General features: G+C 35.3%; 25 protein-coding genes. 12 read left to right on the top strand and 13 right to left on the bottom strand.

Annotated features, from left to right (window positions below):
- Positions 1–139: 139 nt before the first annotated feature.
- Positions 140–1,105, bottom strand: coding sequence for a TerC family protein (locus tag FLA105534_RS08615; RefSeq protein ID WP_173965642.1), 966 nt, complete (start codon positions 1,103–1,105; stop codon positions 140–142).
- 181 nt (positions 1,106–1,286) lie between these two features.
- The gene (locus FLA105534_RS08610) at positions 1,287–2,303 is read right to left on the bottom strand and encodes a glutamine synthetase beta-grasp domain-containing protein (protein WP_173965640.1); all 1,017 of its coding nucleotides are present in this window, start codon (positions 2,301–2,303) and stop codon (positions 1,287–1,289) included.
- Positions 2,304–2,730: 427 nt separating this feature from the next.
- On the opposite strand from FLA105534_RS08610, the gene FLA105534_RS08605 reads away from it, so the two are divergent.
- From FLA105534_RS08605 to FLA105534_RS08565, 9 genes are all read left to right on the top strand, one after another.
- Entirely contained in the window at positions 2,731–4,920 is a 2,190-nt protein-coding gene (locus FLA105534_RS08605; protein ID WP_173965638.1) for a glutamine synthetase III family protein, read from the top strand.
- Between the two features lie 395 nt (positions 4,921–5,315).
- Positions 5,316–5,942, top strand: a complete 627-nt coding sequence (locus FLA105534_RS08600; protein ID WP_173965636.1) for a hypothetical protein — start codon at positions 5,316–5,318, stop codon at positions 5,940–5,942.
- Between the two features lie 66 nt (positions 5,943–6,008).
- Positions 6,009–6,488 (top strand): hypothetical protein, encoded by a 480-nt coding sequence (locus FLA105534_RS08595; RefSeq protein ID WP_173965634.1) that lies wholly within the window; start codon positions 6,009–6,011, stop codon positions 6,486–6,488.
- Positions 6,489–6,492: 4 nt separating this feature from the next.
- The gene (locus FLA105534_RS08590; protein WP_173965632.1) at positions 6,493–7,227 is read left to right on the top strand and encodes a CsgE family curli-type amyloid fiber assembly protein; all 735 of its coding nucleotides are present in this window, start codon (positions 6,493–6,495) and stop codon (positions 7,225–7,227) included.
- A gap of 86 nt (positions 7,228–7,313) precedes the next feature.
- Complete coding sequence (locus tag FLA105534_RS08585; RefSeq protein ID WP_173965630.1) at positions 7,314–7,766, top strand: curli assembly protein CsgF; 453 nt, start codon at positions 7,314–7,316, stop codon at positions 7,764–7,766.
- A gap of 60 nt (positions 7,767–7,826) precedes the next feature.
- The gene (locus FLA105534_RS08580; protein ID WP_173965628.1) at positions 7,827–9,200 is read left to right on the top strand and encodes a CsgG/HfaB family protein; all 1,374 of its coding nucleotides are present in this window, start codon (positions 7,827–7,829) and stop codon (positions 9,198–9,200) included.
- Positions 9,201–9,291: 91 nt separating this feature from the next.
- Positions 9,292–10,779 carry a carboxypeptidase regulatory-like domain-containing protein gene (locus tag FLA105534_RS08575; protein ID WP_246253195.1) on the top strand — a complete coding sequence of 496 codons (1,488 nt, stop codon included), beginning with the start codon at positions 9,292–9,294 and terminating at the stop codon, positions 10,777–10,779.
- Positions 10,780–10,935: 156 nt separating this feature from the next.
- Positions 10,936–12,114 carry an AIR synthase related protein gene (locus tag FLA105534_RS08570; protein WP_173965626.1) on the top strand — a complete coding sequence of 393 codons (1,179 nt, stop codon included), beginning with the start codon at positions 10,936–10,938 and terminating at the stop codon, positions 12,112–12,114.
- A gap of 190 nt (positions 12,115–12,304) precedes the next feature.
- On the top strand, positions 12,305–12,661 hold the full coding sequence (locus FLA105534_RS08565; RefSeq protein ID WP_173965624.1) for a hypothetical protein: 357 nt from the start codon (positions 12,305–12,307) through the stop codon (positions 12,659–12,661).
- 43 nt (positions 12,662–12,704) lie between these two features.
- On the opposite strand, the gene FLA105534_RS08560 is transcribed toward FLA105534_RS08565, so the two are convergent.
- Entirely contained in the window at positions 12,705–13,040 is a 336-nt protein-coding gene (locus tag FLA105534_RS08560) for a hypothetical protein (protein ID WP_173965622.1), read from the bottom strand.
- 336 nt (positions 13,041–13,376) lie between these two features.
- On the opposite strand from FLA105534_RS08560, the gene FLA105534_RS08555 reads away from it, so the two are divergent.
- Positions 13,377–13,982 (top strand): GNAT family N-acetyltransferase, encoded by a 606-nt coding sequence (locus FLA105534_RS08555; RefSeq protein WP_173965621.1) that lies wholly within the window; start codon positions 13,377–13,379, stop codon positions 13,980–13,982.
- Between the two features lie 385 nt (positions 13,983–14,367).
- On the opposite strand, the gene FLA105534_RS08550 is transcribed toward FLA105534_RS08555, so the two are convergent.
- Positions 14,368–14,991, bottom strand: coding sequence for a M949_RS01915 family surface polysaccharide biosynthesis protein (locus tag FLA105534_RS08550; RefSeq protein ID WP_173965619.1), 624 nt, complete (start codon positions 14,989–14,991; stop codon positions 14,368–14,370).
- A gap of 176 nt (positions 14,992–15,167) precedes the next feature.
- Between FLA105534_RS08550 and FLA105534_RS08545 the strand changes: the two genes are divergently transcribed.
- Together FLA105534_RS08545 and FLA105534_RS08540 are read left to right on the top strand one after the other, a co-directional pair.
- Positions 15,168–17,495, top strand: a complete 2,328-nt coding sequence (locus FLA105534_RS08545) for a GH92 family glycosyl hydrolase (RefSeq protein ID WP_173965617.1) — start codon at positions 15,168–15,170, stop codon at positions 17,493–17,495.
- A gap of 77 nt (positions 17,496–17,572) precedes the next feature.
- Positions 17,573–18,016, top strand: a complete 444-nt coding sequence (locus tag FLA105534_RS08540) for a hypothetical protein (protein WP_173965615.1) — start codon at positions 17,573–17,575, stop codon at positions 18,014–18,016.
- An 82-nt stretch (positions 18,017–18,098) separates the two neighbouring features.
- On the opposite strand, the gene FLA105534_RS08535 is transcribed toward FLA105534_RS08540, so the two are convergent.
- The 9 genes from FLA105534_RS08535 to FLA105534_RS08495 form a co-directional block, all read right to left on the bottom strand.
- Positions 18,099–19,958, bottom strand: a complete 1,860-nt coding sequence (locus FLA105534_RS08535) for a M61 family metallopeptidase (protein WP_173965613.1) — start codon at positions 19,956–19,958, stop codon at positions 18,099–18,101.
- A gap of 99 nt (positions 19,959–20,057) precedes the next feature.
- Positions 20,058–20,336, bottom strand: coding sequence for a DUF2805 domain-containing protein (locus FLA105534_RS08530; RefSeq protein WP_173965611.1), 279 nt, complete (start codon positions 20,334–20,336; stop codon positions 20,058–20,060).
- Positions 20,337–20,456: 120 nt separating this feature from the next.
- Positions 20,457–21,284, bottom strand: a complete 828-nt coding sequence (locus FLA105534_RS08525; protein WP_173965610.1) for a sterol desaturase family protein — start codon at positions 21,282–21,284, stop codon at positions 20,457–20,459.
- A gap of 148 nt (positions 21,285–21,432) precedes the next feature.
- Positions 21,433–21,675, bottom strand: coding sequence for a GlsB/YeaQ/YmgE family stress response membrane protein (locus tag FLA105534_RS08520; RefSeq protein WP_173965607.1), 243 nt, complete (start codon positions 21,673–21,675; stop codon positions 21,433–21,435).
- A gap of 32 nt (positions 21,676–21,707) precedes the next feature.
- Positions 21,708–22,415: an aquaporin Z gene (aqpZ, locus tag FLA105534_RS08515; protein ID WP_173965605.1), complete on the bottom strand. Its 708-nt coding sequence runs from the start codon at positions 22,413–22,415 to the stop codon at positions 21,708–21,710.
- Between the two features lie 29 nt (positions 22,416–22,444).
- Positions 22,445–22,801: a DoxX family protein gene (locus FLA105534_RS08510; RefSeq protein WP_173965604.1), complete on the bottom strand. Its 357-nt coding sequence runs from the start codon at positions 22,799–22,801 to the stop codon at positions 22,445–22,447.
- Between the two features lie 88 nt (positions 22,802–22,889).
- Entirely contained in the window at positions 22,890–23,786 is an 897-nt protein-coding gene (locus FLA105534_RS08505) for an EamA family transporter (protein ID WP_173965602.1), read from the bottom strand.
- A 210-nt stretch (positions 23,787–23,996) separates the two neighbouring features.
- Positions 23,997–25,139, bottom strand: coding sequence for a peptidylprolyl isomerase (locus FLA105534_RS08500; protein ID WP_173965601.1), 1,143 nt, complete (start codon positions 25,137–25,139; stop codon positions 23,997–23,999).
- 42 nt (positions 25,140–25,181) lie between these two features.
- Positions 25,182–26,258: a peptidylprolyl isomerase gene (locus FLA105534_RS08495; RefSeq protein WP_173965599.1), complete on the bottom strand. Its 1,077-nt coding sequence runs from the start codon at positions 26,256–26,258 to the stop codon at positions 25,182–25,184.
- Between the last annotated feature and the right edge of the window lie 10 nt (positions 26,259–26,268).

The following is a 26,268-nucleotide window of genomic DNA, read 5'->3' as shown; positions in this document are numbered from 1 at the left end:
AGAGAGTTAATTACTGCAGTAATGATAGTACTTTCAGGAGGAGATCCGCAAAAAGTATATAAAACATAAGTGGCCGAAATTTCTTCCGACCACTTTTAATCGAAAGATCTCCTTTTTAACTTTATACTATTTTTAAGTGCTATTCCGGATCGGTATCAGTAAGTTCTTTTTCTGCTCCAAATTTTAAAGAAACCAGAATACCGGCTAAAAGTGAAAGCGCAATGAAGGCTAAAGAAGCCCATTCCGGTACATGGAAAAAATCGTGAAGCAGCATTTTTAATCCTACGAAACTTAAAATAGCAATAAGGCTATATTCCAGATAACTGAATTTTGCCAACATATTGGCTAAGAAAAAGTACATCGAACGTAATCCCAGAATAGCAAAAATATTAGAACTGAATACCAAAAATGGGTCAGAAGTAATGGCTAGAATGGCGGGTACGCTGTCTACCGCAAAAAGAACGTCCATGAATTCAATCACAATAAGGGCTACAAATAATGGAGTAGCTGCTTTTTTTGCCGTTTTTGTGGGAATGAAAAATTTCTCTCCATCCATTTGGGAAGTAATCGGAATAATTTTTCCCAGTGTTTTGTAGATAAAAGAGTCTTTGGGCTGAAAATCTTCATTGTCTCCGGTGAACAACATTTTGATGGCTGTGAAAAGCAGGAAGGCACCAAATAAATAGGTAGTCCAGCTAAATTTATTGATGAGCATTACTCCAAAGAAAATCATTAATCCGCGGAAAACAACGGCACCCAGAATTCCCCAGAATAAAACACGGTGCTGGTATTTTTGAGGTATTTTAAAGGAAGCAAAAATAATTGCGATGACAAAAATATTGTCAACGCTTAACGATAATTCAATCAGATAACCGGTTATAAACTTCATAGAAGCTACAGCGGGTTTCAGATTATCAGGATTTGCAATATAATCTGTAGTATAGAGCCAATAAATAACTCCTGAAAAAAGAAAAGAAAGGGTTACCCAGATAAGAGTCCATTTGCTTGCTTCTTTAGTACTAATGATATGTGGGTTTTTGTTAAAAACGCCTAAGTCTAAAGCAAGAATAAGTGCAACAGCTATTAAGAAGAAAATCCAAACCATTAGGATGTTTTTTTAGTGATTCACAAAGATAGTTTTTAAATTAAATCTAAAAATGAATTATTAAAAAGTTAACTCTAAAATGTTCTGTTGTTTAGATGTTAAAGGTTTTTAAAAGACAGGTTTACAAAAAAAAGTGCCCTTCATAATTGAGGGGCACTTTTGAGTATGATATAGCTAATAATTACAATGCTGAATTTACAGTTTTGATAATTCTCGCAGCGATTTTATATGGGTCACCGTTTGAAGCAGGTCTTCTGTCTTCTAACCAGCCTTTCCAGCCTTTTTGTACAGTCATTAACGGAATTCTGATAGAACATCCTCTGTCTGAAACACCATAAGAGAAATCATGGATAGAAGCAGTTTCGTGTTTACCGGTTAAACGTTGGTCGTTGTAAGCTCCGTAAACGGCGATATGTTCAGCAGTAACAGGACGGAAAGCTTCACAGATTCTTTCGTAAGTAGCCTGATCTCCACATGTTCTTAACACCTCGTTAGAGAAGTTAGCGTGCATACCTGAACCATTCCAGTCGGTATCTCCAAGTGGTTTTGGGTGGTATTCGATGTAATAACCGTATTTTTCAGTCAAACGATCTAATAAGTAACGGGCAACCCAGATCTCATCTCCGGCTTTTTTAGCGCCTTTAGCGAATAGTTGGAATTCCCATTGTCCGCAGGCAACTTCCTGGTTGATACCTTCAAAATTGATTCCTGCTGCAATACATAAATCAGCATGCTCCTCAACTAATTTTCTTCCGTGAGTATTTTTTCCTCCTACAGAACAGTAGTACATCCCTTGTGGAGCAGGGTAACCTCCAACTGGAAATCCAAGAGGAAGTTGAGTTTTAGTGTCCATGATGAAGTATTCTTGTTCGAATCCAAACCAAAAATCATCATTATCATCATCAATTGTGGCTCTACCGTTAGACGGGTGTGGTCTTCCATCAGCATACATAACTTCTGACATTACCAGGTATCCGTTAATACGTGTTGGATCCGGATAGATTGCAACTGGAACTAAAAGACAGTCAGAAGATCCGCCTTCGGCTTGTTTGGTTGATGAACCATCAAATGACCAATTCCCAAGTTCTGCTAACGTTCCTTTGAAATTTTCGTGCTCTTCAACTTTAGTTTTACTTCTAAGATTTTGGGTTGGTTCATATCCATCTAACCAAATGTATTCTAACTTAATTTTAGCCATAATAATATAAATTAATTTTTTTGTTTTTTTTCGTTGGGTCAAAGATAGATTTATTTTTTCACTCCTAAAAATTAGGGGGCTATTTTGTTTAGAGTGATACTATTTTTTAGATAAGCGTAATTTTTGAAGGGGTATATTTTTAAAAAAGTAATTTTATATAGCGTAAAAAGGCAAATTCGTAAAAATGAGGGGTTGTTTTTAAATTTTTAAACCATAGAATTGTGAAAAAATGTTGATTTAATGAATAATACTGCGGCATTTTGTTATATTTCTTTGAATCAAATTCATTATTCTTTGAAAAAAGCGTTTAATGTTGATAAATCGTTGGATAATATTCTAAAGTTTATGTTTCAAACAGGGGAGTTTATTGTTTATATTTGTTTCTCTTTTTTAATGAAAATAATTACAAATCTTTAAACTTATATACATGTCAACATTACGTTTCCAAGCTTTACAAGAAGCTTCTACAAGAAAGCCGGTACATTTTGAAGAAATAGACAGAAAATCGAACATCTTTGGTTCAAATGTGTTTAATGAAAAAGCAATGAAGCAATTTTTAACTTCTGATGCTTTAAAAGGAGTAAGAGATGCCATTCAACATGGAACTAAAATAGACAGAAAACTGGCCGATTATATCGCCATGGGCATGAAAGAATGGGCATTATCAAAAGGTGTTACCCATTATACACACTGGTTTCAGCCTCTTACAGGAACAACAGCAGAAAAGCATGATGCTTTTTTTGAAACTTCTTATGATGGAAGTGATCCTGTAGAAAAGTTTGGAGGAGCACAATTGGTACAACAGGAACCAGATGCTTCAAGTTTTCCAAATGGCGGAATCAGAAATACATTTGAAGCGAGAGGTTATACCGCCTGGGATCCAACTTCTCCGGCATTTATTTATGGTACGACTTTGTGTATTCCAACTGTATTTATAGCCTACACAGGAGAAGCTTTGGATAATAAAATTCCGTTGTTAAGAGCTTTATCTGCTATGGACGAAGCAGCGACAGAAGTATGTAAATATTTCGATAAAAATGTAAAGAAGGTTACCGCTACTTTAGGCTGGGAACAAGAATACTTTTTAATTGATAAGGCATTGGCCAATTCCCGTCCTGACTTAATGATGACAGGAAGAACCTTATTAGGGCATACTTCGGCAAAAGGACAACAGTTAGACGATCATTATTTTGGATCTATTCCGACGCGCGCATTAACTTACATGAGAGATTTAGAGCAGGAGTGTATGCTATTAGGTATACCTGTAAAAACACGTCATAATGAAGTAGCGCCTAATCAGTTTGAACTAGCTCCAATTTTTGAAGAGACTAATTTGGCGGTAGATCATAACTCTTTATTAATGGATGTGATGCAAAGAGTAGCAGAGCGTCATGATTTTAAAGTGCTGTTTCATGAAAAACCTTTTAAAGGAGTAAATGGTTCGGGAAAACATAACAACTGGTCATTGGCAACAGATACAGGGGTTAATTTATTGAGTCCGAGTAAAACACCAATGAGCAATCTGCAATTTTTAACCTTCTTTATCAATACGATTAAGGCAGTTAACGATTACGAAACTTTATTAAGAGCCTCTATTGCAACGGCGAGCAACGATCATCGTTTGGGAGCTAATGAGGCACCTCCGGCAATCATATCTGTTTTTATCGGAGCGCAATTGTCTAAAGTATTGTTGGAATTGGAGAGTGTAACCACCGGAAAATTATCTCCTGAGGAAAAAACAGATTTAAAATTAAACGTTGTTGGAAAAATTCCGGACGTTCTTTTGGACAATACAGACCGAAACAGAACTTCGCCTTTTGCTTTTACAGGAAACAAATTTGAGTTTAGAGCGGTGGGTTCGAATGCCAACTGTTCAAACGCAATGACTACACTGAATGCTATTGTGGCCAAACAATTGAAGGATTTTAAAATAGAAGTAGACGGTTTAATCGAATCTAAAGACATGAAGAAAGACGATGCGATCTTTAATGTTTTAAGAGAATACATCAAGCAGTCTAAAAAAATTCTTTTTGAAGGTGATGGCTATAGTGATGCCTGGGAAAAAGAAGCGGCTAAAAGAGGGTTGAGTAATTTTAAAACTACTCCGGAAGCGATTAAAGCGAAAGTTTCGAAACAGGCTCTGGAATTATTTGACGAACTTGGAATTCTGAATCATGTTGAAGCAGAAGCCCGTTACGAAATTGAATTGGAAGAATACACTAAGAAAATCCAGATCGAAGGGAGAGTATTAGGAGATATTGCCAGAAACCATGTTATTCCAACTGCTATTCGCTACCAAAATACTTTAATTGAAAATGTAAAAGGGTTAAAAGAGATTTTTGGTAAAGAGTTTGAAACCATTGCAAAAGAACAAATTGTTCTGATCAAAGAAATCTCAGGTCATATAGAAGGAATCAATTCTAAAGTACTGGCGATGACCAGTGAACGAAGAACGGCAAATCAATTGACCGATGCGCAAAAAATGGCAGAAGCTTATTGTAATAAAGTAAAACCTTATTTTGAAGACATCCGCAATCACTGTGATAAATTAGAATTATTAGTAGACGATGAAAGCTGGACTTTGACGAAATACAGAGAATTGTTGTTTACCAAGTAACATTTAGAATATACGCTTTCTTAAATCCTGTCTTTTCAAGACAGGATTTTTTTTATGATTTTGTTAAAAAATTGATATTATGATTTTGTTTTAACAAATGTCTAAGTTAAATTGTGATCAAATTATGAAAAGTAGCTTTTTTCCTGCTAAGAAAAAAAAGCATTAAAGTAGTTCATCGAGATAGTTTTACACTTCATCGAAAAGTAATTAAGATATTGGAAAATAGGTATTTATACCTGTTTTGGTTGGTGATAAGTTTTCTAATTTTGATCATGAAGAAAGAAAATAAAAGCTTTGATTTTTATTTTTGAATGAAGATTTTGAGTGCATGATTTCCCTAAATCATACTGACCTACATAATAAATTGAATTAATAACCAATTAAATATATTTATTATGAAAAAAGCAATTTTAAGCATCTCCGCGATGCTGTTTGTGGGAGTCGCAGCTTTTGCGCAAGGTAACATGAGTGATGTGGACCAGACAGGTTTATTAAATGGTGCACTGGTAATTCAGGTAGGAGCAACTAATAGCTCAGATGTTGACCAAATAGGTATTGCCAACGTTGCAATTGTAGGACAATATGGAGATGATAATGAGTCTACTGTTGGACAATTAGGAGGAGGAAATGTTGCTGTAGTAACACAAATCGGAGACAATAATGATTCTAGCATCGCTCAGGGAATCTGGTTCGGTAATCTTGCAGTTACTACTCAAATTGGAGCTTACAACAATTCTGATGTATTACAGATAGGTAACTTCAATACAGCTACTACTAATCAATTTGGTCTTGCCAATAACGCTTTGACACTTCAATTCGGAAATGACAACACCGCATCTACAGATCAATTTGGACTGTTTAACAATGCAGCTACTTTACAATTAGGCTGGGACAACACTTCTAGTATTCAACAATACGGAGCCGGCAACTTTGCAGCCACTGCACAATTTGGAAACGATCATATGAGTACAGTTACTCAAACAGGTTTCTTAAATGGAAGTGTAGTAATTCAATCTAACTAAGAATAAACCAGGAAAAGGAAGAACTTGAACTATTAAGTTCTTCCTTTTTTTAAATTACAATAGGTCATGAAACGTTTAGCCACTTTTATATTCTTACTAATCACAGGGATTTTATTCTCTCAAGTAATTGATGTGAATAGGAGTGACTATTTATTAAATGAAGCATTCAATCGCAATCAAAATCAAGCAGTAAATCAATATATTAAAAGCAGCAACATCGTTAATGTTGCTCAAATTGGAAACTACAATCAAGCCAATTTAACCATCATAAGTAATAATGCTTATGTTACCGCACAACAGACAGGCAACAATAACTACATGAATGTCTACAAATATGCTGATGAAATCAATCAGTCCTACACACAAACAGGCAATAACAATTATATAAATGATACTTCGATGTATTCGCGTGGAGTCACTTCCATGGAAATCAATCAGTACGGCAATAATTTATCGGTAATCAGTACCGGCTCAAATTCGATATCTAAAGATTTAATAATTAATCAAACGGGAAACTCGGGGACAATTTACATATTCAATCGATAGTATCATGAAAAAGTATTTGAGCATATTGATTATTGTTTTTGCTATTTTTTTTTCTGAATCTGGATTTTCTCAGGAAGTTCACATTGAAGTAAAAGCCAAAATAGAAGTAAAAGAAATAGAAAATTTACTTGCTATTACGGGAACTGCAGAAAACTTAAAATCGCAGTTTAAGAACATATCATATAAATTGACTGTATTTAAAAAAAACAAAAAAAACTCGAATAAATCAAATAATGCTCAGGATGGCAGAGTCACATTAGAACCGATTCAAAAAGTTGAACTTTCTAAAACGCAGGTTAATTTTACACCAGAAGATGAGATTATAATATTGCTATTAATTTATGATGAGAAAAATGAATTGATAGGGAAAGACCGTGTTGTTTTTGGAGAAGACAAAGTATCGGATGCCGGAAAACCAATTCCTGTAGATGGAATTGAAATGATCGGGATTGTTGCTAATGATACCAAAACAAAACTGGGGAATGATTTTTATGATTTTTTTTATGCACAATATTCAAAACTAAGAATTAATACAAGTAAAATCGTGACCGTTCAGGAGGAATTGACTTTTGGACGTACAACAAAAATTACTATTCTGATAGATGGAGAAATAGTGGAAGAATTTATTTCACGTCCGGACGAAGATTTTTTAAAATACATGGCAGAATCTGCCGCATCAAAAGCATTTAAGTATTTTAAAGACATCGAAAAACAGAATAAAATAATAACTCAGTATTAATAAATAACTCAATATTAATAATCGAGAAGTAATTTTTTGTAGAGGAGTTTATCTTTTTTTAATGTAGGAAACTAAATAACAGCAATATGAAAAAATTAATTTCATTCGTATTTGTGTTGGGTTTTTGTACCGTTTCTTTTGCACAGGATCTTGCTTATAAGCCTATTAATCCAGCTTTTAGCGGTGGTGAAACTTTTAATTATCAATGGATGCTTAGTTCTGCACAGGCACAAAATGATTATAAAGATACCACTGCAAACGGCGGATACAAGCAGCCAACAGATCTGGAACGTTTTAAAAGTACTTTAAATAATCAATTGCTCAATAGAATTTCAAATTCATTATTTGATAGTCAATTTGGTTCAGGTACAGGTTCTGGAGGTGGTACTGGAGGCGGTACCGGTGGAGGACTTACTCCTGGTAATTATGTCTTCGGAACGCTGTCTGTGGATATTTACAATTCTAACTTAGGAATGGTTGTCAATATTCTGGATATAGAAACTGGCGAGCAAACGCAAGTTATTATACCGGGTAAATAGTCTGGTATTCGATTTTTATAAAAAGTAAGTTCATGTTTTATTATTAAAAAATAACTAATTATGAATAAAACTCTCCTTTTTCTACTATTAATAACCTGCCTACTCTCAGGATGTGGCGCTTATTTTAATCAACCCGTAGGAGTTCAGAAAGCTGTTTTTGGAGAAAACACTTCTGCAACTGAACATTTAGTCGATATGCCAAAACCAAAAGAACAAATTGTGGTAGGGGTATATAAATTTAAAGACCAGACAGGTCAATACAAAGCGACTGAAGTTGGAAGCACATTTAGCACAGCAGTTACTCAGGGTGCTACCTCTATTTTAATAAAAGCACTTCAGGATTCAAAATGGTTTGTTCCTATAGAACGCGAGAATCTTGGAAATTTATTAAACGAACGAAACATTATCCGGTCTACACGTCAGGAATATGAGGCAAAAAAAGAAGGCGGTGAAGCAGTATTGACTCCTTTATTGTTTGCAGGAGTTTTACTGGAAGGTGGTATTATTTCCTATGATACCAATATTATTACCGGAGGTTTCGGAGCCCGATATTTTGGCGCCGGAGGTTCTACTCGATACCGACAAGATCGCGTTACAGTATATTTAAGATTGGTTTCCACTTCAAACGGAAAAATATTAAATACTGTTTATGTTTCTAAGACAATCTTATCACAAAGTATAGATGCCAGTTTATTTCGATATGTAAATCTAAATCGACTTTTGGAAGTAGAAACCGGTTTTACCAGAAACGAACCCATTCAGCTGGCAGTTACCGAAGCCATAGAAAAAGCAGTTGAAGGTCTTATTGTACAAGGAATCAAAGACAAGCTTTGGGAAGTGAATGCACCTCAAAATCAAATCGATGCTTTTGTATCAGCCTATGATGCGGAAAAAAGCGAAGCCGATCTGGCACAATTATACGATAGAAATTTAGAAGATAAAAGAGGCCTTTTTGGTATAGAGGTTTCCGGAGGAACAGCCATTATACAAGGCGATTATAAAAGTCCGGAGCCGGCACCAATGGTCAGAGGAGCGGTGAAGTATTTTTTCACTCCGGCTTTTAATATAAGTGCATCGGCCAATGCATTCAAAATTGGGAATAAAGGAAGAGACAAATTGGGATATGTATCTACAGATCTAAATCTCGAATGCATCATATTGCCTCACGATATCCTGACTCCATTTGTTTTTGGTGGTTACGGATTTGAATTTAATAAGGAATACAAAAATTTTCATAGTAAAGTTCAGTTTGGAGGTGGTTTAGAATATATGGCGACCAGTAATTTAGGAGTAAAATTATTCGCAGAATATAATATGACCTTTAGCGACAATGTTGATTATATCGTAAGAGGTAAAAGAGATGATTATTACTGGAGACTTGGTTTGGGACTCACTTATTACTTTCCAAAAAGTTCCAAGCATAAGAAAAGATAGTTCGTCAATACATACACTGTAATAGAACGATATTTTTTCGAGAACAAATAGAGAAAAAAGTCAATATAAGTTTAACAAAATCAAGACCGCAATGAAAATAGGACTAAAAATATTGATATGCTTTATGCTTTTGGTTTCTTGTAGTGAAGATCAAATCGATGAAACAGGAACGGGAGCAATAAAAGGAAGAGTAGTAGATGCCCGAACATATGAAGGAATAGAAAACGCACGTATTTCTTCAAGCCCAACTACGAGTACCGTATTTTCGGATAAAGACGGATATTTCGAGATAGATAATATAACAATGGGAAAATACTCTTTTCAAGCACAGAAAGATGGTTTTACCGCCAGATTTGAACCTGCGACCGTTGAGAAAGACATAACAGCTCAGATTATTTTTGAGTTGCAAGTCTCTACTGCCAACAACAAACCACCAGATGTTCCCGTATTAACCGCGCCTACAGACAATGCTATAGGACAACCGCTAACACTAGATTTAACCTGGACGGCAAAAGATCCGGAATCAGATCCGATGACCTATACCGTTACGGTGAAAAACGGAACAACAGACGAAACTAAAACCTATGCCAGTTTAAAAGACACAAAACTTAACATTTCAGGTTTAAGTTTTAGTACGAAATACTATTGGCAGGTAACAGCCGATGATGGAATTAATAAACCAATAAATAGTGTTACAAACTCCTTTACGACTTTAGCATTTCCAAATCCGAGATATTTGTATGTTAAAAAAGTAAAAAATAACAACGTCATTTATACCGCCGATGAATCCGGAAACGAACTTCAGCTGTCATCTGCCGAAGTAAACAGCTACAGACCGAGAAAAAATTTAAGCATCAACAGAATTGCTTATATAAGTTCTGACGGCTCATTAAATCAAATTTTCACAATGAATCCGGATGGTACTGATGTCAAAAAAATCACAAACTTTATACCTATAGCAGGATTTAATATGGAGCATGTGAATTATTGCTGGAGCACCAACGGAAGACAAATTATTTATCCAAATTTTGATAGATTGTATCGCATTGATTCTGACGGATCGGGATTGATTCAATTGTTTAAAACGCCAAACGGAAAATTCATTTCAGAATGTGAATGGAGTCAGGACGGGTCACAAATTGTACTTAAAGTAAATGATATGTCGGGTTACAATGTTGAGATATATGTGATCAATACCGCCGGTGATGTGTTGTATCAGGTACTTTCCGGAGTAACAGGTGGAGCAAGTGGTATTAGTATTTCTGTAGACAATAGTAAAATTGCTTATACCAGAGATATTTCAGGATTCGAAAATTCGACTTACAGACGATTAGACTCCAGAATATTTATTTACAATGTTGCTACCAATACTTCAACCGAACTGGCAAGTCAAAAACCAAATGGATTTAATGATTTCGATGTAAAATTCTCTCCAAATGAAGCAGAGCTGATTTATGTCAATACCTCAAATGATGGTTTATCAGCCAACACGATACAAAAAGTTACTATTTCCAGTAGCAATAGTAATGGCTCCAGAACAACACTATTTCAGAACGCCTCAATGCCGGATTGGAGGTAAAATACTAAAAACTCAATTTTTGATAACCAATTTTATAGAAAAAAATCGGCAGTGCCTAAAAACCTGCCGATTTTTTTTGCGAATCAGACATACGAATCAATCAAAGAATTAAAAAAAGGGATTATCTTTGCACCACATCAACACAAACTAAGTTACATGAGTTCAGATTCTAGCAAAAGGTACGCACAAAGAGGTGTTTCGGCATCAAAAGAAGACGTACACAACGCCATAAAAAATATTGATAAAGGTTTATTCCCGCAGGCATTTTGTAAAATTGTACCTGATTATTTAACACAAGATCAGGAGCACTGTTTGATTATGCATGCTGACGGTGCCGGTACAAAATCATCGTTAGCGTATATGTACTGGAAAGAAACCGGAGATATTTCGGTTTGGAAAGGAATTGCTCAGGATGCTTTAATCATGAATATTGATGACTTATTGTGCGTAGGCGCAACCGACAATATTTTGCTTTCGTCAACAATTGGAAGAAACAAAAACTTAATTCCGGCCGAGGTCATTTCGGCGATTATCAACGGTACCGAAGAATTAATCAACGAATTAAAATCTTTTGGTGTAACCATCCATTCAACAGGAGGTGAAACTGCCGATGTTGGTGATGTTGTTCGTACTATTATTGTAGATTCTACTGTAACTGCTCGTATGAAACGAAGTGATGTGGTAGATAATGCCAACATAAAAGCTGGAGATGTAATTGTTGGATTGTCTTCTTTTGGTCAGGCTACTTACGAAAAAAGCTATAACGGAGGAATGGGAAGCAACGGATTAACTTCTGCACGTCATGACGTTTTCGGAAAATATCTGGCAGTGAAATACCCGGAAAGTTACGATGCAGCTGTACCCGAAGAATTAATTTATTCAGGTCAGGTAAATTTAACGGATGCTGTCGAAAACAGTCCAATAAATGCTGGGCAACTGGTTCTTTCTCCAACCAGAACGTATGCGCCAATCATTAAGAAAATTTTGGATACTTATACGCCAAATGATATTCACGGAATGGTGCATTGCAGTGGAGGAGCTCAGACTAAGATTTTACATTTCGTTCAGAACTTACATATTATAAAAGACAATTTATTTCCGGTTCCGCCATTATTCAAGTTAATTCAGGAGCAATCTAAAACCGATTGGAAAGAAATGTATCAGGTTTTCAATTGCGGTCACCGTATGGAAATTTATGTTCCCGAAAATATTGCACAAGACATTATTGCAATTTCAAAATCATTTAATGTAGACGCACAAATTGTTGGTAGAGTAGAAGCAGCAACTGCTAAAAGACTTACCATTACCAGTGAATACGGAACATTCGAATATTAATATTTTTTGAGTTATAAAGGTTCAAAGGTTCTGAGTTGCAAAGGTTTTTTATACTGGAGTTTACACAGAACCTTTTTTATTAATCATTAGCATTTTAGTAGCTAATCCCGCTATCCGCTGCAACCTTTTATGCCGAACCCCGGCACAAAAGGGTTTTCACTGCTATCGGGGCTAAAAAAAACATCAGGTTATGTACGAATTACTTTTTTGGAGATATTTAGAAGAGGTTTATTTAAACCATCATGAAGTTTATGAAGCCCTTGTGGAAAAAGAAGAAGTAGAAGGTCTTGAGACCCTTCCCGTTGAGGTTATTTTAAACAGAATCAACTCGGTTTTTTCTCAATGGGAGAGAGTAGATGAAAATAGTTGGAAAAACGACGGAGGAAAAGGAGCATTTCAGGTAATTACTACACCGCAAAGCATCAAAATCGATTGTTACGGAACCGAAGGAAAAACGATGAACAAGCTGGTAGAACTGATGGAAGAATTCAAATGTCCGCTCTACGATCCGCAAGTACCGGAGCGTTATGATGAAATGAGTGAGTAGATAAAATCCTAACAGGATTTTAAAACCTGTTAGGGTTCTAATTTTAGCGTTTTTTTAATTTTAAAATAATATCACCGGAATCTAATAAGACCGTTTCGTCGTTTATTTTAAAATCAGACCACATTTCAGGATTATCACTCTCAGGATCAAGTACCAATCTTGCATCACAAAATCCTAAATCAGGAATGGTGATTGACTTTTCTACTCTACAATTTTCAATTTGTAAATTACCAATCAACGACAACCAATAAATAGCTTGCTTTATTTTTTCTTTTTCAATAATCAAAAGGTTTTTATTCCCAATTTCAAGGGAAATTTTTTCCTCAATACTCTTTTTTTGATTTTTAAGAGATTCTAATATGACATCAAAATGGTTCATTTATTTAGTTATTTAAATGTGATTTTTTGGTTTCTCAAACAAAAATAAATTATTTAAAAGATTGAATGTTTATAAATTTAGCCAATATCTCATTTTACAATATAACGAACAAGACAAATCTCGTAGAGATTACATATTGATAGAAAAAAAACAAAATCCCCCCCGCATTTGTCCCGTAGGGACTACAGATATTAAATATTTTTTATACAATTGTGTTTTATTCTTTTATCAATATTTTTTCTTTGTGAATCTTTGAGTATTTTCGTGAATCTTTGCGAAATAGCTCTAACACAAAGTCGCACAAAGATTTCGCAGAGACACACAAAAATATAAGCCATGACAAAATCAAATTTCAGTTTTTCAGACAATATCATTTTAGAAGACGATTCCGTTTTATTACGTCCTTTACAAGAATCAGATGTCGATAATTTATTGGAAATTTCTATCAACGAACCCGAAACCTGGAAGTACTCACTCGTAGGTGCAGATGGAAAAGAAAATCTGATCAAATATATTCAGTTAGCGATAAAAGCACGAGAGAATCAAAAAGAATTTCCGTTTATAGTTTTCGATAAAAAAACTCAAAAATATGCAGGTACAACTCGTTTCTACGACATGAATCTGGAGTATAAAACACTTCAGCTTGGGTTTACCTGGTACGGATCAGCTTTTAGAGGAACCGGATTGAATAAACACTGTAAATTTTTATTGCTGCAATTTGCCTTTGAAACACTTGGTATGGAACGAGTAGAATTTCGTGCCGATAATAATAACGAACGAAGTATTGCTGCCATGAAAAGTATCGGCTGTAAAGTTGAAGGCGTTTTAAGAAGTCATATGCCAACTGCAAATAGTGATGTTCGTCGTGATTCTATTGTGTTGAGCATCCTGCAAAACGAATGGTTTGATGAGGTAAAGGAAAATTTAAAAAGTAAGCTTTAAAAAGAGGCGCTAGCCTCGACCCATATTGTAGGACCGGATTTTAATCCGGATTAAATGTCGCAAGAGCAAAAGAAGAACCACCGGTTCGGTCCATTTTACAAACCCATTGCAAACGTATAATTTGTTTTAAAAAAATACCATTATAATATGTGCCATCCCGCTGGAACTTTTGAACTTGTCGTATGATTTTTTCAACGGATTGAAATCCGTTGCTATAAATATTTCGTTCCTACAGAACTTTTGAACGTGTCGTGTGATTTTTTTCAACGGATTGAAATCTGTTGCTATAAATATTTCGTTCCTACGGAACTCTTAAACACAACTCATAATTCACAACTCATAATTCATAATTCATAATTCATAATTCAAACCCATAACGATCTACTTATCCGTCTTTCAAAAGTAAATTTTGCTCCTTTCTTAACCTTTCAACTAATGAATTAAGGTAGGTTCTTGTTTTTAGAGGAAGTAAATTCCAGGTTGAATCCTTTTTAAAACTTCTGCAATAATCCAGATCGCATTCTACAGCACGAATTACATATTTTTTATTGTGAGAGATCGTAATAATTTTAACGCGCCTTATCTCGTTGTATTCCGTTCTCGTACCGTAAACAATTACCGGATCGATAAGCCCATCTCCGTCAAGATCTGTCGTACTGCAGTATTTTGTCCAAAAATAGATAGTAGTTTCTTTAGGATTACTGTCTTCCAATAAATCATTAATTCTCCATTTTTCAAGAAAACCCCCATGGTCATTCTGGACAAAAATGGCTTGGATTTTCGTATTTAAAGTGTCTTTTTTCGAAATTATTTTTTGGTTTTCGCAGAAAAGTAATTCATACACACCGCCTTTATCTGAACATTCTAGTGCTCTATAGATTGGAAAATCTGTAAGGTTGTTGAGTCCCCTTTGTGTGATCTCTTTTTTTGTTAGTCTGTGAATCTCTTTTTTTTGTGCAAAGCCGAATGTGGTATAGAAAAAGATCCACAATAAAATATATTTTTTCATGTGCGCTGTGACATTTTACAGAATCAAAGATATTTAAAAGCTTTCGAGATCTGATAATTTTATATTTTTTAAAAAGCATATTTTGTTGTATTTTTCAAACTTGAAAGTATTGGTAAATCGATTTAGTAAATGCCAGATACTGTTTTAAGCAAAAAGTAATCATTAAAAGAAAACTAATGAATAGAATAAATTGTAGAAATTTTGTTTTTGGATTATCCTTCTTAATATTCGGTTATACCGGAAATGCTCAGAAGAAAACGACTGAAAAACGAGATCTGATTCAGTACGTTGATCCTATGATTGGGACAGCCAAAATGGGACATACCTATCCCGGTGCAACAGTTCCGTTTGGAAGTGTACAGTTGAGTCCTGAAACCGATACTATAGCTTACAGTACAAATGGAAAATACAACGGAGATGTCTATAAATATTGTGCGGGATATCAATATGAAGATAAAACAATCGTAGGATTTAGTCACACTCATTTTAGTGGGACAGGACATTCTGATTTAGGCGACTTTCTAATTATGCCGACAACAGGAAAATTACAATTGAATCCGGGTGTTGCTTCAAAACCATTATCAGGTTACCGATCGGCATTTTCCCATACCACCGAAAAAGCAGAACCAGCCTATTACAGTGTGCTTTTGGAAGACCATAAAATTAAAGCCGAACTTACAGCGACAACACGTGTAGGAATGCACCAGTATACCTTTCCAAAGTCGGATGAAGCACATGTAATTTTAGATCTCAACTCGGGAATTTACAATTATGACAAAAAAAATGTATGGACTTTTGTTCGTGTAGAAAATGATACTTTGATTACAGGCTACCGTCAGACAAACGGCTGGGCGAGAACCAGAACAGTCTATTTTGCTATGGCCTTTAGTAAGCCTATTAAGAGCTACGGTCAGGCAGCATTAGAAAAAAGCGTGTACAGAGGTTTTTGGGGAAGGTTTGACCAGACGAAAAATTTTCCAGAAATGGCGGGTCAGAACTTAAAATTGTTTTTTGATTTTAATACAGAAGAGGGAGAGAAAGTCAAAATAAAAATGGCTTTATCGCCGGTAAGTTCTGCCGGTGCACTCGAAAATATGAAAAAAGAAGTTCCGGGTTGGGATTTCGAAAAAGTAAAAAAGCAAAGTCAGGAAGTGTGGAATAATGAGTTGAACAAAATTCAGGTGGAGACCATTCAGAAAGAAGATTTGGTAAATTTTTACACAGCTATGTATCACGCCTTTTTAGGTCCGACCGAATACATGGATTTAGACGGGAACTACAAAGGTCTGGATATGAACGTTCATAAAACTGAAAATTTTAAAAACTATACCAGTTACTCGTTATGGGATACCTATCGTGCTTTGCATCCGTTATTCAACTTGGTGCAGCCAACACGAAACTCAGATATGATTAGTTCGATGTTGGCACATTCTGATCAAAGTGTGCATAAGATGTTACCAATTTGGTCGCATTATGCTAATGAAAATTGGTGCATGATTGGCTATCATTCCGTTTCTGTAATTGCGGACGCGATTGTAAAAGGTAATACTCATTTTAATGCTGAAAAAGCACTTCAGGCTTGTGTCAACACTGCAAAAGTACCTTATTATGACGGATTGGAATATTATATGACAAAGGGTTATGTTCCTGAAGACAAAAACGGTGCTTCGGTTTCGAAAACACTGGAGTATGCTTATGATGACTGGGCGATTGCACAGGCCGCAAAAAAGTTAGGCAAAACAGAAATTTATAAAGAGTTCATCGAAAGATCTAAAAATTATAAAAATGTGTACGATGCTAAGACGGGGTTTATGCGTCCTAAATTAAACGACGGAACTTTCAAGAAAGAATTTGATCCGCTGGATACACACGGTCAGGGTTTCATTGAAGGAAACTCGTGGAATTACAGTTTGTATGTTCCGCAGGATCCAGCAGATATGATTCAAATGATGGGAGGGAATGAGAAGTTTAAAGTTCGTTTGGATTCCTTGTTTAATATGCATTTACCGGATAAATATTTTGAAAATACAGAAGACATTACAAGAGATGGTATCATCGGGAATTATGTTCATGGAAACGAACCTTCTCATCATGTTGTTTATTTGTACAATTGGACGAATTCGCCATGGAAAGCTCAGGACAAAATCAGGATGATCCTAAAAAAAATGTACCGAAACGGAGCCGACGGTTTAGGAGGAAATGATGATTTTGGACAAATGAGTGCCTGGTACATTTTTAGCAGTTTAGGATTTTATCCGGTTGCTCCGGGCTCTGACGAGTATGCATTAGGGAGTCCATTAGTGAAAAAAGCAGTTTTTAATCTGGAAAACGGAAAGAAATTTGAAGTCGAAACGGTAAATCAATCCGATAAAAATGTGTTTGTAAGCAAGGTTTTATTGAATGGTAAAAAGCTTGACCAACCTTTCTTGAAACATGAAGATGTTATCAATGGCGGAAAAATTACTTTTTATATGAGTTCAAAACCGAATAAGAAACAATATTAAAATTTGATAAAATTTGTGTAATTCGTGACGGAACAACAAAAAACTTCCCGAAATTTGCACTTTAAATAAAAGTAAATATGAAAATAAATCTAAAATCAGGAATTGATAAATTGCTTTTCGGAATGAAGCAAAATGATGTTACAGCTGCTTTAGGAAAGCCTGATAAAAATTATAAAGACGAAGATGATAATGTGATTTTTGTATATAATGCACAAAAAATCAGATTGACATTTTATCAGGAAGAAGAGATGAAATTAGGTTATTTAGTAGCTTCAAGTAGTGATTTAGAAGTTTTCGGCTTCAAATTAATCGGAAGAAAAATTGCTGATGTCAAGAAAGATTTAGCGACGAAAGGAATTACAAAATATACTCAGGAGACTTTTGATACTTTTGAAAATTACTTTAATGAAGACAATTGGTTCATTCTTCAAACCGAATTTGACGAAGTTGTAAAATTCGAAGTGGGTGCAATCATTAACGATAAAGATGAATTTGACTGGAAGTTTCCGGTAAAGAAGTAATCTCATTCTTTGGAATAACAGAATGATCAATAAAAAAACCGACAATCACTTGTCGGTTTTTTTGTATTTGAATTGAAACAGATTAACCTTTCAACCATGCATTTTTAAGTTTCTCTTTTGAACCATCTGTTGCTTTAAAAGTTTCTTTTTCTTCAGAAGGCACCTTTACCGTTCCTTTGATAGTTTGTTCAACTCCCGCACGTTTTATTTTAATCGTAATCGGATCATTCTCTTTCCAGTTTTCACTTTCACCAATCAAATCATAAATGTTGTCTAAAGTATACGTCTTATCGTTTACCGCAAGAATTACATCTCCTGCTTTAAGGTTTAAATTGGTAAAGAATACATTTAGGTCGATGTTAGAACGAACGTTTATTGCTTTAGTAGCTTTATCAACTCCTATATAAGGAGCCTGACCTTTGATGAAAATTGATCCCGGAACTTTTTCAGAGGCTTTGGTAACACCAACTTTAGCCAAATAAAACTCATAAGGAATAGGAGTAGTACCAGCCACATATTTGTTAAGGAACTCCCCAACTTCAGGATAAGTCAATTCAGTTACTTTAGCAAAAAGCTCGTTATCGTTAAATGGTTTTTCAACACCGTATTCGCTTGCTAATTTGTGCATTAAATCCAGAATTCCTCTTTCGCCATTGCTTTTTTCTCTGATGATAATATCGATACACATCCCGATCAAAGCTCCTTTTTGATACACATTTAAATATTGGTCTTTATAAGGCTGATCCAATACATTTTTACTCATTACGGTAAATGACATGGTATCGTTTAAACGTTTAGACTGCTCAATTTTATCGGCAATACGGGTGTAAAATTCAGCCTCGTTAATCAACCCCTGATTGATTTGAAACAAGTTGGCAAAATATTCGGTCACTCCTTCGTACATCCATAAATGCTCTGACATTTTTGGTGCATTGTAATCAAAAAACTGAATTTCTTTAGAGTGAATCGTTAATGGAGTTACAATATGAAAGAATTCGTGAGAAACTACATCTTTCATAGATTCTACCAGTTTTTCTTTAGGCATAGATTCCGGTAAAACAACCGTCGTAGCAGTTGGATGTTCCAATGCTCCAAAACCGTGGGCATCATCCTTAGCCATACTTGACAGATACAAAAGAACAGTATACTTTTTGTTAGCATTTACTTTGCCTAAAAAGTTTTTTTGTGCCGTCATCATCGTTTTCATTTCCGGAGTGATACTTTCTGCTGTAAATTTTCCTGTTGGAGAATAAACGGCGATTAAAATATCCATTCCGTTTACGTTGAATGTAGTATAATCAGGTTTAGAGTACATGATTGGATTTTCGACTAAAACAGCATAGCGCGAAGTGGTGAAAACATCACTTGTTTTACTCGCATCCTCATCGGTCATAGAAGTTGCTCCCCAAAGGGTTTCCGGGTGTGTAATGGTAACTTTATATGGAATTTCAAGTTTGTCTTTAAAATAACCTACAAAACCATGTGTGTTTACTAAGAAATTTACTCCGGTATTGATATTGGTGCCAGCTGGAGAAAAGACGTCGTCATTTCCAAATCCCGATCCTTTTTCAGTATCAAAAGTATCTCCTACTAAGTAAGTTATTTTTTTAAGTTTTTTAGCATCAGAAATCGACCATGAGTTGTCATCAATTCTTTTTACTACTAATGCATTTCCTTTGGCGTCAAAGGCTTTAAAATCGTCTGAAAATTTACCGTAGTTGTCCGTAGAATAAGTTCCCGGAACCGTTTTTGGGATGCTGTAAATTATTTCGTCAGTTTTGATTTGCGGAGGTGTTACCATTACCAAAACTTTATCGTCTTTAACGTCAACAAGATTAATATTAACATCTACGACATTGCTTTTTGCGGTACCTGAAGGGCTCCCTGTTTTACAGCTCCAAAGTGTGACTGCGAGAGCTAGGGTGTAAAGTATTTTTTTCATTTCTTCATGTTTGGTTATTGCTATTTGACTTACAAAAGGTAAAAAAGTTACATTTTGATTAAAAATAAAAAAAAACTCCTGAATCCCAGGAGTTCTATCTTAGTCTAGTTTATTCTTTATATAATATTTGCCATCCAAATCTTCGTCAAAATCGTCTATTTTAACTGGTTTTGGTTTTGGTTTATTTGCAATTGCCTTTTTTTTCCACATCTCAAATTTTTCAAGTGGCATTTTCTTTTTCATGATTTCCAGAACTTCTTTTTCTGCCAATCCAAATTCTTTTTTTATGATTTCAAATGGATTTTTTTCTTCTAAGGCTAACGAAACAACTTTTTCAGTTTGTTCCCAATTCAATTCTTTGCGGTTACTCTTTTTCATCACGTGAAAATTAATTCAAAATAGAGGTTAATGATTAATAGATTGATTTTCAATTTAAGTATCAATATTAATAAAAAAAATAATTAGTTGGTTCGATCAACGATATTTTTTTTACTGATTTTAACTGTTTTTTATGGATCTCGCTTTTTGAAACGGTATTTTTAATAAATTTTTGAGATTGTTGTTTTCTTCAACAGCCATATGGGTGTCTACGCCATAAATTATTTTGTCTTTAGGCAAACTGGTAAAAGTGCCAAAAAGACGGTCCCAAACCGAAAAAATATTCCCATAGTTACTGTCTGTATAGGGAAGAACGTAATGATGATGTACTTTATGCATGTTTGGGGAAACAATAAAATAACTAAGGAAAACATCTAATTTCTGCGGTAATGCGATATTAGCATGCGTAAATTGAGTCGAAATAACGGATAAAGTCTGGTAAAGAAAAACCATCCACATTGGGCTTCCTACAATTAAAACACCAAGAGTGGTAAAGACAAACCGGATAATGCTTTCGCCCGGATGATGTCGATTTGCCGATGTAGTGTCGATCCAGGTGTCGGTGTGGTGCACCAGATGAAAGCGCCATAAAATTTTGAACCTGTGTTGTACGTAATGGGCAAGATAAGCGCCAATTAAATCCAATAGCAATAAACCAATTATGGTGTAAAGCCACAGCGGCAAAGCGGGCAGCCATTGTAACAGTCCAAAATCGTTCTCTGTTGTCCAATTGGCTGTTTTAATTAAGATAAAGGCCAAAACAAAGTTGACAACAATTGTAGTGAAGGTCAGGAAAAAATTAATCCGGGCATGCTGCCATTTTCGATATTGCAGGTGAAACAAAGGAAAGGTATTTTCGATCAGCCAAAAGAAGGTGATTCCTCCCATGAGAATTAAACTTCTATGTGAAGACGGAATCGTACTGAAATAGGCAATAATGTCATTCATAAGAATCGAATAAAGTGATACGAAAAAGAGCTGAATAAAGTCACTGGAGAAAACGGAAGAACTTAAGTTGCTCCAAAAAAAGAAAAGAGAAAACCGAATAGTATTATATTTGATTTTCTCTTTTAAAAGTAATTTATAGATAAAGGTTTTAAGCTTTTTTGATTAAGCTGATAATAAAAAGTAGCACCCAGGCCCCTCCAACCGCAATTATAATTTGCCAGAGAAGTCCGCCTCCGCCAATGCCAAGTCTGCCGGCTATCCAGCCACCAATGATACCACCCACAATTCCTACGATGATATTACCTAATAATCCAAAACCTGCACCTTTCCATATCTGACCCGCAAGCCATCCGGATATTGCACCAATAAGTAAAAAATATAAAAATGTCATAAGATAAATTTTAAAGGTTAGAGATAAGTTGATTAAGCTTCGGCATGATTTTGCAGTAATGTTTTATAAATAAATCCGGCTACAATTGCACCCAGAATCGGAGCTACCCAAAACAGCCATACTTGTGACAACGGCTCTCCGCCAACAAAAATTGCCTGAGATAATGATCTTGCAGGATTTACAGAAGTATTGGTAATTGGAATACTGATTAAGTGTATTAAGGTTAGTGCTAGACCAATGGCAATACCAGCAAATCTTCCGTTAGCAAATTTATCTGTAGCGCCCAGAATTACCAATAAGAAAAACAGCGTAAGTACAAACTCAGCAATAAAAGCAGATTGTAAAGAATATCCGTCAGGCGAAAATGCTCCAAAACCATTTGATGCAAAAGCTCCTGCTTTTGTATTATCAATTGCAAAACCGGCTTTTCCCGATGCAATGGTAAATAAAGTCCCAGCTGCGGCAGCTGCACCAACACATTGTGCGACAATGTAAGGGATTAAATCTTTTGCAGGGAATCTGCCACCCGCCCATAAACCAAAGGAAACAGCAGGATTAAAGTGTCCGCCTGAGATATGTCCTACAGCATAAGCCATTGTTAGTACTGTTAAACCAAAGGCCAGGGCAACACCAGCAAATCCGATTCCTAAATTAGGAATTCCGGCGGCAAAAATTGCGCTTCCACAACCTCCAAAAACCAGCCAATAAGTTCCAAAAAACTCTGCAAATAATTTTTTCATAATAAATAGTTTTAATTAATAGTTGATTGTTAAAAAGTATATTGGTATGCCCATAAAATCAAGATAATCTGAAAGGGCAAGCGTATAAACAAAATCCACTTGGGTAAACCAAAACTTGCTTTTTTATTCTGATACATGAAAAGATTGGCAGGAAATACAGCAATTAAAATAGCTATAATTCCCCACGCACCAAAATGGGAAGTAACAGGAATCATCAGAAGTATACCGAAAAGGATTTCGGCAATTCCGCTTAAAGTATTTATTAATTTGGGGTTTGAAAAGAATGGGGGAATGATTCGAATGTACATTCCCGGTTTTCTAAAATGATTTAATCCGGCAATAATATAAAGCGACGCCATTAAATATAAATGCCAGGGTAAATTCATGATATAGGATTGTTTCTCACGAATTTATAAAAAAATTAACAATTATTGCATTACAAAGAGGCTTTTTTTTAGAGCGTTTCTGAATTAGCTAGTTTTTGCGTTTGAAATTTACATTCATAATAATAATGGCCAGGATGATTAAAACAATTCCAACCCATTGCAATAAGATTACTTCTTCGTCTAATAAAATGTAAGCCATAGTTACAGAAACCGGAAGTTCAAGTGCAGAAACGATACTTCCAAGACCAATTCCTGTTAACGGAAAACCTAAGTTCATTAACATTGGAGGGATGATCGTTCCGAATAAGGCTAATATGATTCCCCATTTGGCAAAGATCGCAAGGTTAAAGGGGGTAACCTGTGTTACCAATGCAAACGAAAACACGATAATGGCACCTCCAAACAGCATGTACAAACTACGTTGTGCCGATGAGATTTCAGTCGCAACGCGATTGGCTGTAAACATGGTTGTCGTAAAAGACACTGCAGCTAACATTCCCCAAACAAGACCTCTCCAGTCCAGTTCGATTTCATTGTGCAGAATATTAGTGGCTAAAACGGTACCAATAAGAACGATAAATACCGAAAACACTTTTTGTCTGGAAGGTAATTTTTTTTCTAAGATCATTTCAAGTAAAACACCTATCCAAACCGTTTGCATCAATAAAACGATACCAATCGAAACAGGAATGTATTTTACAGCCAAATAATAAAACAAACTGGTCATTCCTAAAGAAGTACCGGCAAGCATTAAACTGAATATGTTTTTTGGAGTAGCTTTGACTACTTTATCCTTATGTTTTATTTTCTGAAACGTATTAATCAACAAGATACCAATGATTCCCAATACAAATTGTGAGGTAGTTACTTCGGCGGTAGTGTATCCTTCTGTATAGGCCATTTTTACGAAAGTGGCTAACATTCCATAAGTAGTGGCTCCTAATGCTACTAAAAATACTCCTTTTAATACGTTGTTTTGTGACATCTTAATCTGTTTATTTTAAAAAATTTAAGCCGGCAAAGGTAAGCTATTTTGTTTAGGATTTAATATAAAATATTCAGAAACGTTGTGATTGCGTTTATTTTGCTCTTTTCCTGAGGTTTAAAATTGAAGATTTAACAGATTTGATAAAATAAAAAAACCACCAGAAAGATACTCTGATGGTTGATTTTAAGTTCGGTATAGTGTTTTGTATTACTTAACGGGCTGTTCTTTATAAGTTTCGATTTCAAAAATCAAAGTTGCGTTTGGCGGAATTACACCTCCGGCACCTTTTTCTCCGTAAGCTAAATTAGAAGGAAGAAAAAATATTGCTTTTTCTCCGTCCGTCATCATGTCTAAAGCTTCAATAAAACCAGGAATCATTCCGTCTTTTTTACCTACAACAAAAGGGAACGCTTTGTATCCTTTTTGAGCGTCACGGTTGGCATCGTATTTACCATAAGCTTTTGCTACAGCCGCAATACTACTGTCAAACAGATTTCCGTCTTCAAAATATCCTGCGTAGTGGAAGTAAATGTTAGAGCCTTCAGCACCTTTAACTCCGGTTCCTTTTTTAGTAACGACATATTTTAAACCTGAAGCTGTTGCAGTAGCTTTGGCTTTTGTAGCAGCAAAATAAGCTGCTTTTTCAGTGATTACTTTTTGAGATTCTGCTTTTTTGGCTTCCTGGCCTTTAGCATCTGCAGCAAGTACTTTTACAGCATCAAATTTTTTGGCTGCAGCACCTTTACGCGTAATAGTAATTTTAGTCATAATGTCGTCCTGAACAATCTTATTAACATTGTCCATTCCTGAAACTACATGACCAAAAATAGTATGTTTACCGTTTAACCAAGGTGTATCTTTATGTGTGATGAAAAACTGACTTCCGTTTGTAGCAGGACCAGAATTCGCCATTGCTAAAACTCCACCTTTTTCAAATTTCAATTCTGGTACAAATTCGTCTTTAAAGGCATATCCCGGACCTCCTGAACCATTTCCGTCAGGATCTCCACCCTGAATCATGAAATCATTGATTACCCTGTGAAATTTTAATCCGTCATAAAAAGGTTTTCCTTTAAGTTTTTCAACTTTAACGTTAGGGTTAGTTCCTTCTGCTAACGAAATAAAGTTTGCTACGGTTACCGGTGCTTTTACATATTCTAAAGAAAGTACGATGTCTCCTTTTGTAGTAGCTATTGTGGCAAAAATACCTTCATTTGGATTCGCTTTTGGTGCTGCTTTTACTGGTGTTGCTGTCGTTTTTGGCTTTGTTTTGGCAACTGGTTTTTTTGTAGTCTGAGCCTGAATGTTTATTACAGCCAGACAAAATAAGAATAGAAATTTAAACTTCATGATGTTCCGAATTTAAGTCTATGTTGGTTTCTTTTAAATAAACTATTGTGGTTTCTCTAATAATTGAATTTCGAAAATAATATTTGCATTTGGCGGAATTACTCCTCCCGCACCGGTTGATCCGTATGCCAGGTGCGCCGGAATAAAAAGAACTGCTTTGTCTCCAAATGAAAGTTGTTCAATTCCTTCAATAAAACCAGGAATCATTCCGTCTTTACGTCCAGCCTGGAAAGGAATTGGCTGATATCCTTTTGCTTCAGCTCTTGCAGCATCAAATTTCCCGAAAGCTTTATTAACTTCTTCAACACTTGAATCAAATAAAGTTCCGTCTTCTAAAAAGCCTGAATAATTAATGTATAATTGCGCTCCTGTAGTCGGTTTTTTACCCGTTCCTTTTTCAGTAATTACGTACTCTAAACCTGAATTAGTTTTGGTTGCTTTAGGTTTTATTGAAGCTAAGTAAGCTACTTTTTCTTTTTGTACTCCGTTATATTTGCTTTTTTCTTTGGCAATTTCAGAGAAATAATCGTGAAATACTTTTACAGCATCAAACTTTTTGGCAGCCTCACCGTTTCTGATGATTTTTACCGAAACAATTTTATCGTCCTGTTTGATCTGATTGACAACTTCTTGTCCTTTTTCAACAACATGACCAAAAATAGTGTGCTTTCCGTCTAACCATGGAGTTTCAAGGTGAGTGATAAAAAACTGACTGCTGTTAGTAGCCGGACCATTGTTTGCCATTGCCAAAACCCCCGCTTTGTCAAATTTCAAATCGGTGATTTCATCTTTAAATCTGTATCCTGCATCTCCTGAACCTGTTCCTTCTGGATCTCCGGTTTGAATCATAAAATTGTCAATAACCCTGTGAAATTTTAATCCGTCATAAAAAGGTTTGCCTTTAAGATAATCTTTGGTTACAAACTCGCTTTTACCTTCGGCTAAGGTTACAAAATTAGCAACCGTAACAGGTGCTTTTTTATAATCTAATTCAACAATAATGTGTCCTTTATTGGTTTCAATATCGGCATATAAACCATCAGGTAAGTTGCTGTGTTCGTCTTTACAAGAGTATAATGAACTAACGGCAAGTAATACTAGTAGAATACTTTTTTTCATTTTTTAGCGG

This window comes from Flavobacterium collinsii (assembly GCF_902804485.1).
Lineage (GTDB): Bacteria > Bacteroidota > Bacteroidia > Flavobacteriales > Flavobacteriaceae > Flavobacterium > Flavobacterium collinsii.
The sequence above is the reverse complement of the archived record's forward strand: the minus strand, read 5'-3'. Positions and strand labels throughout refer to the sequence as shown.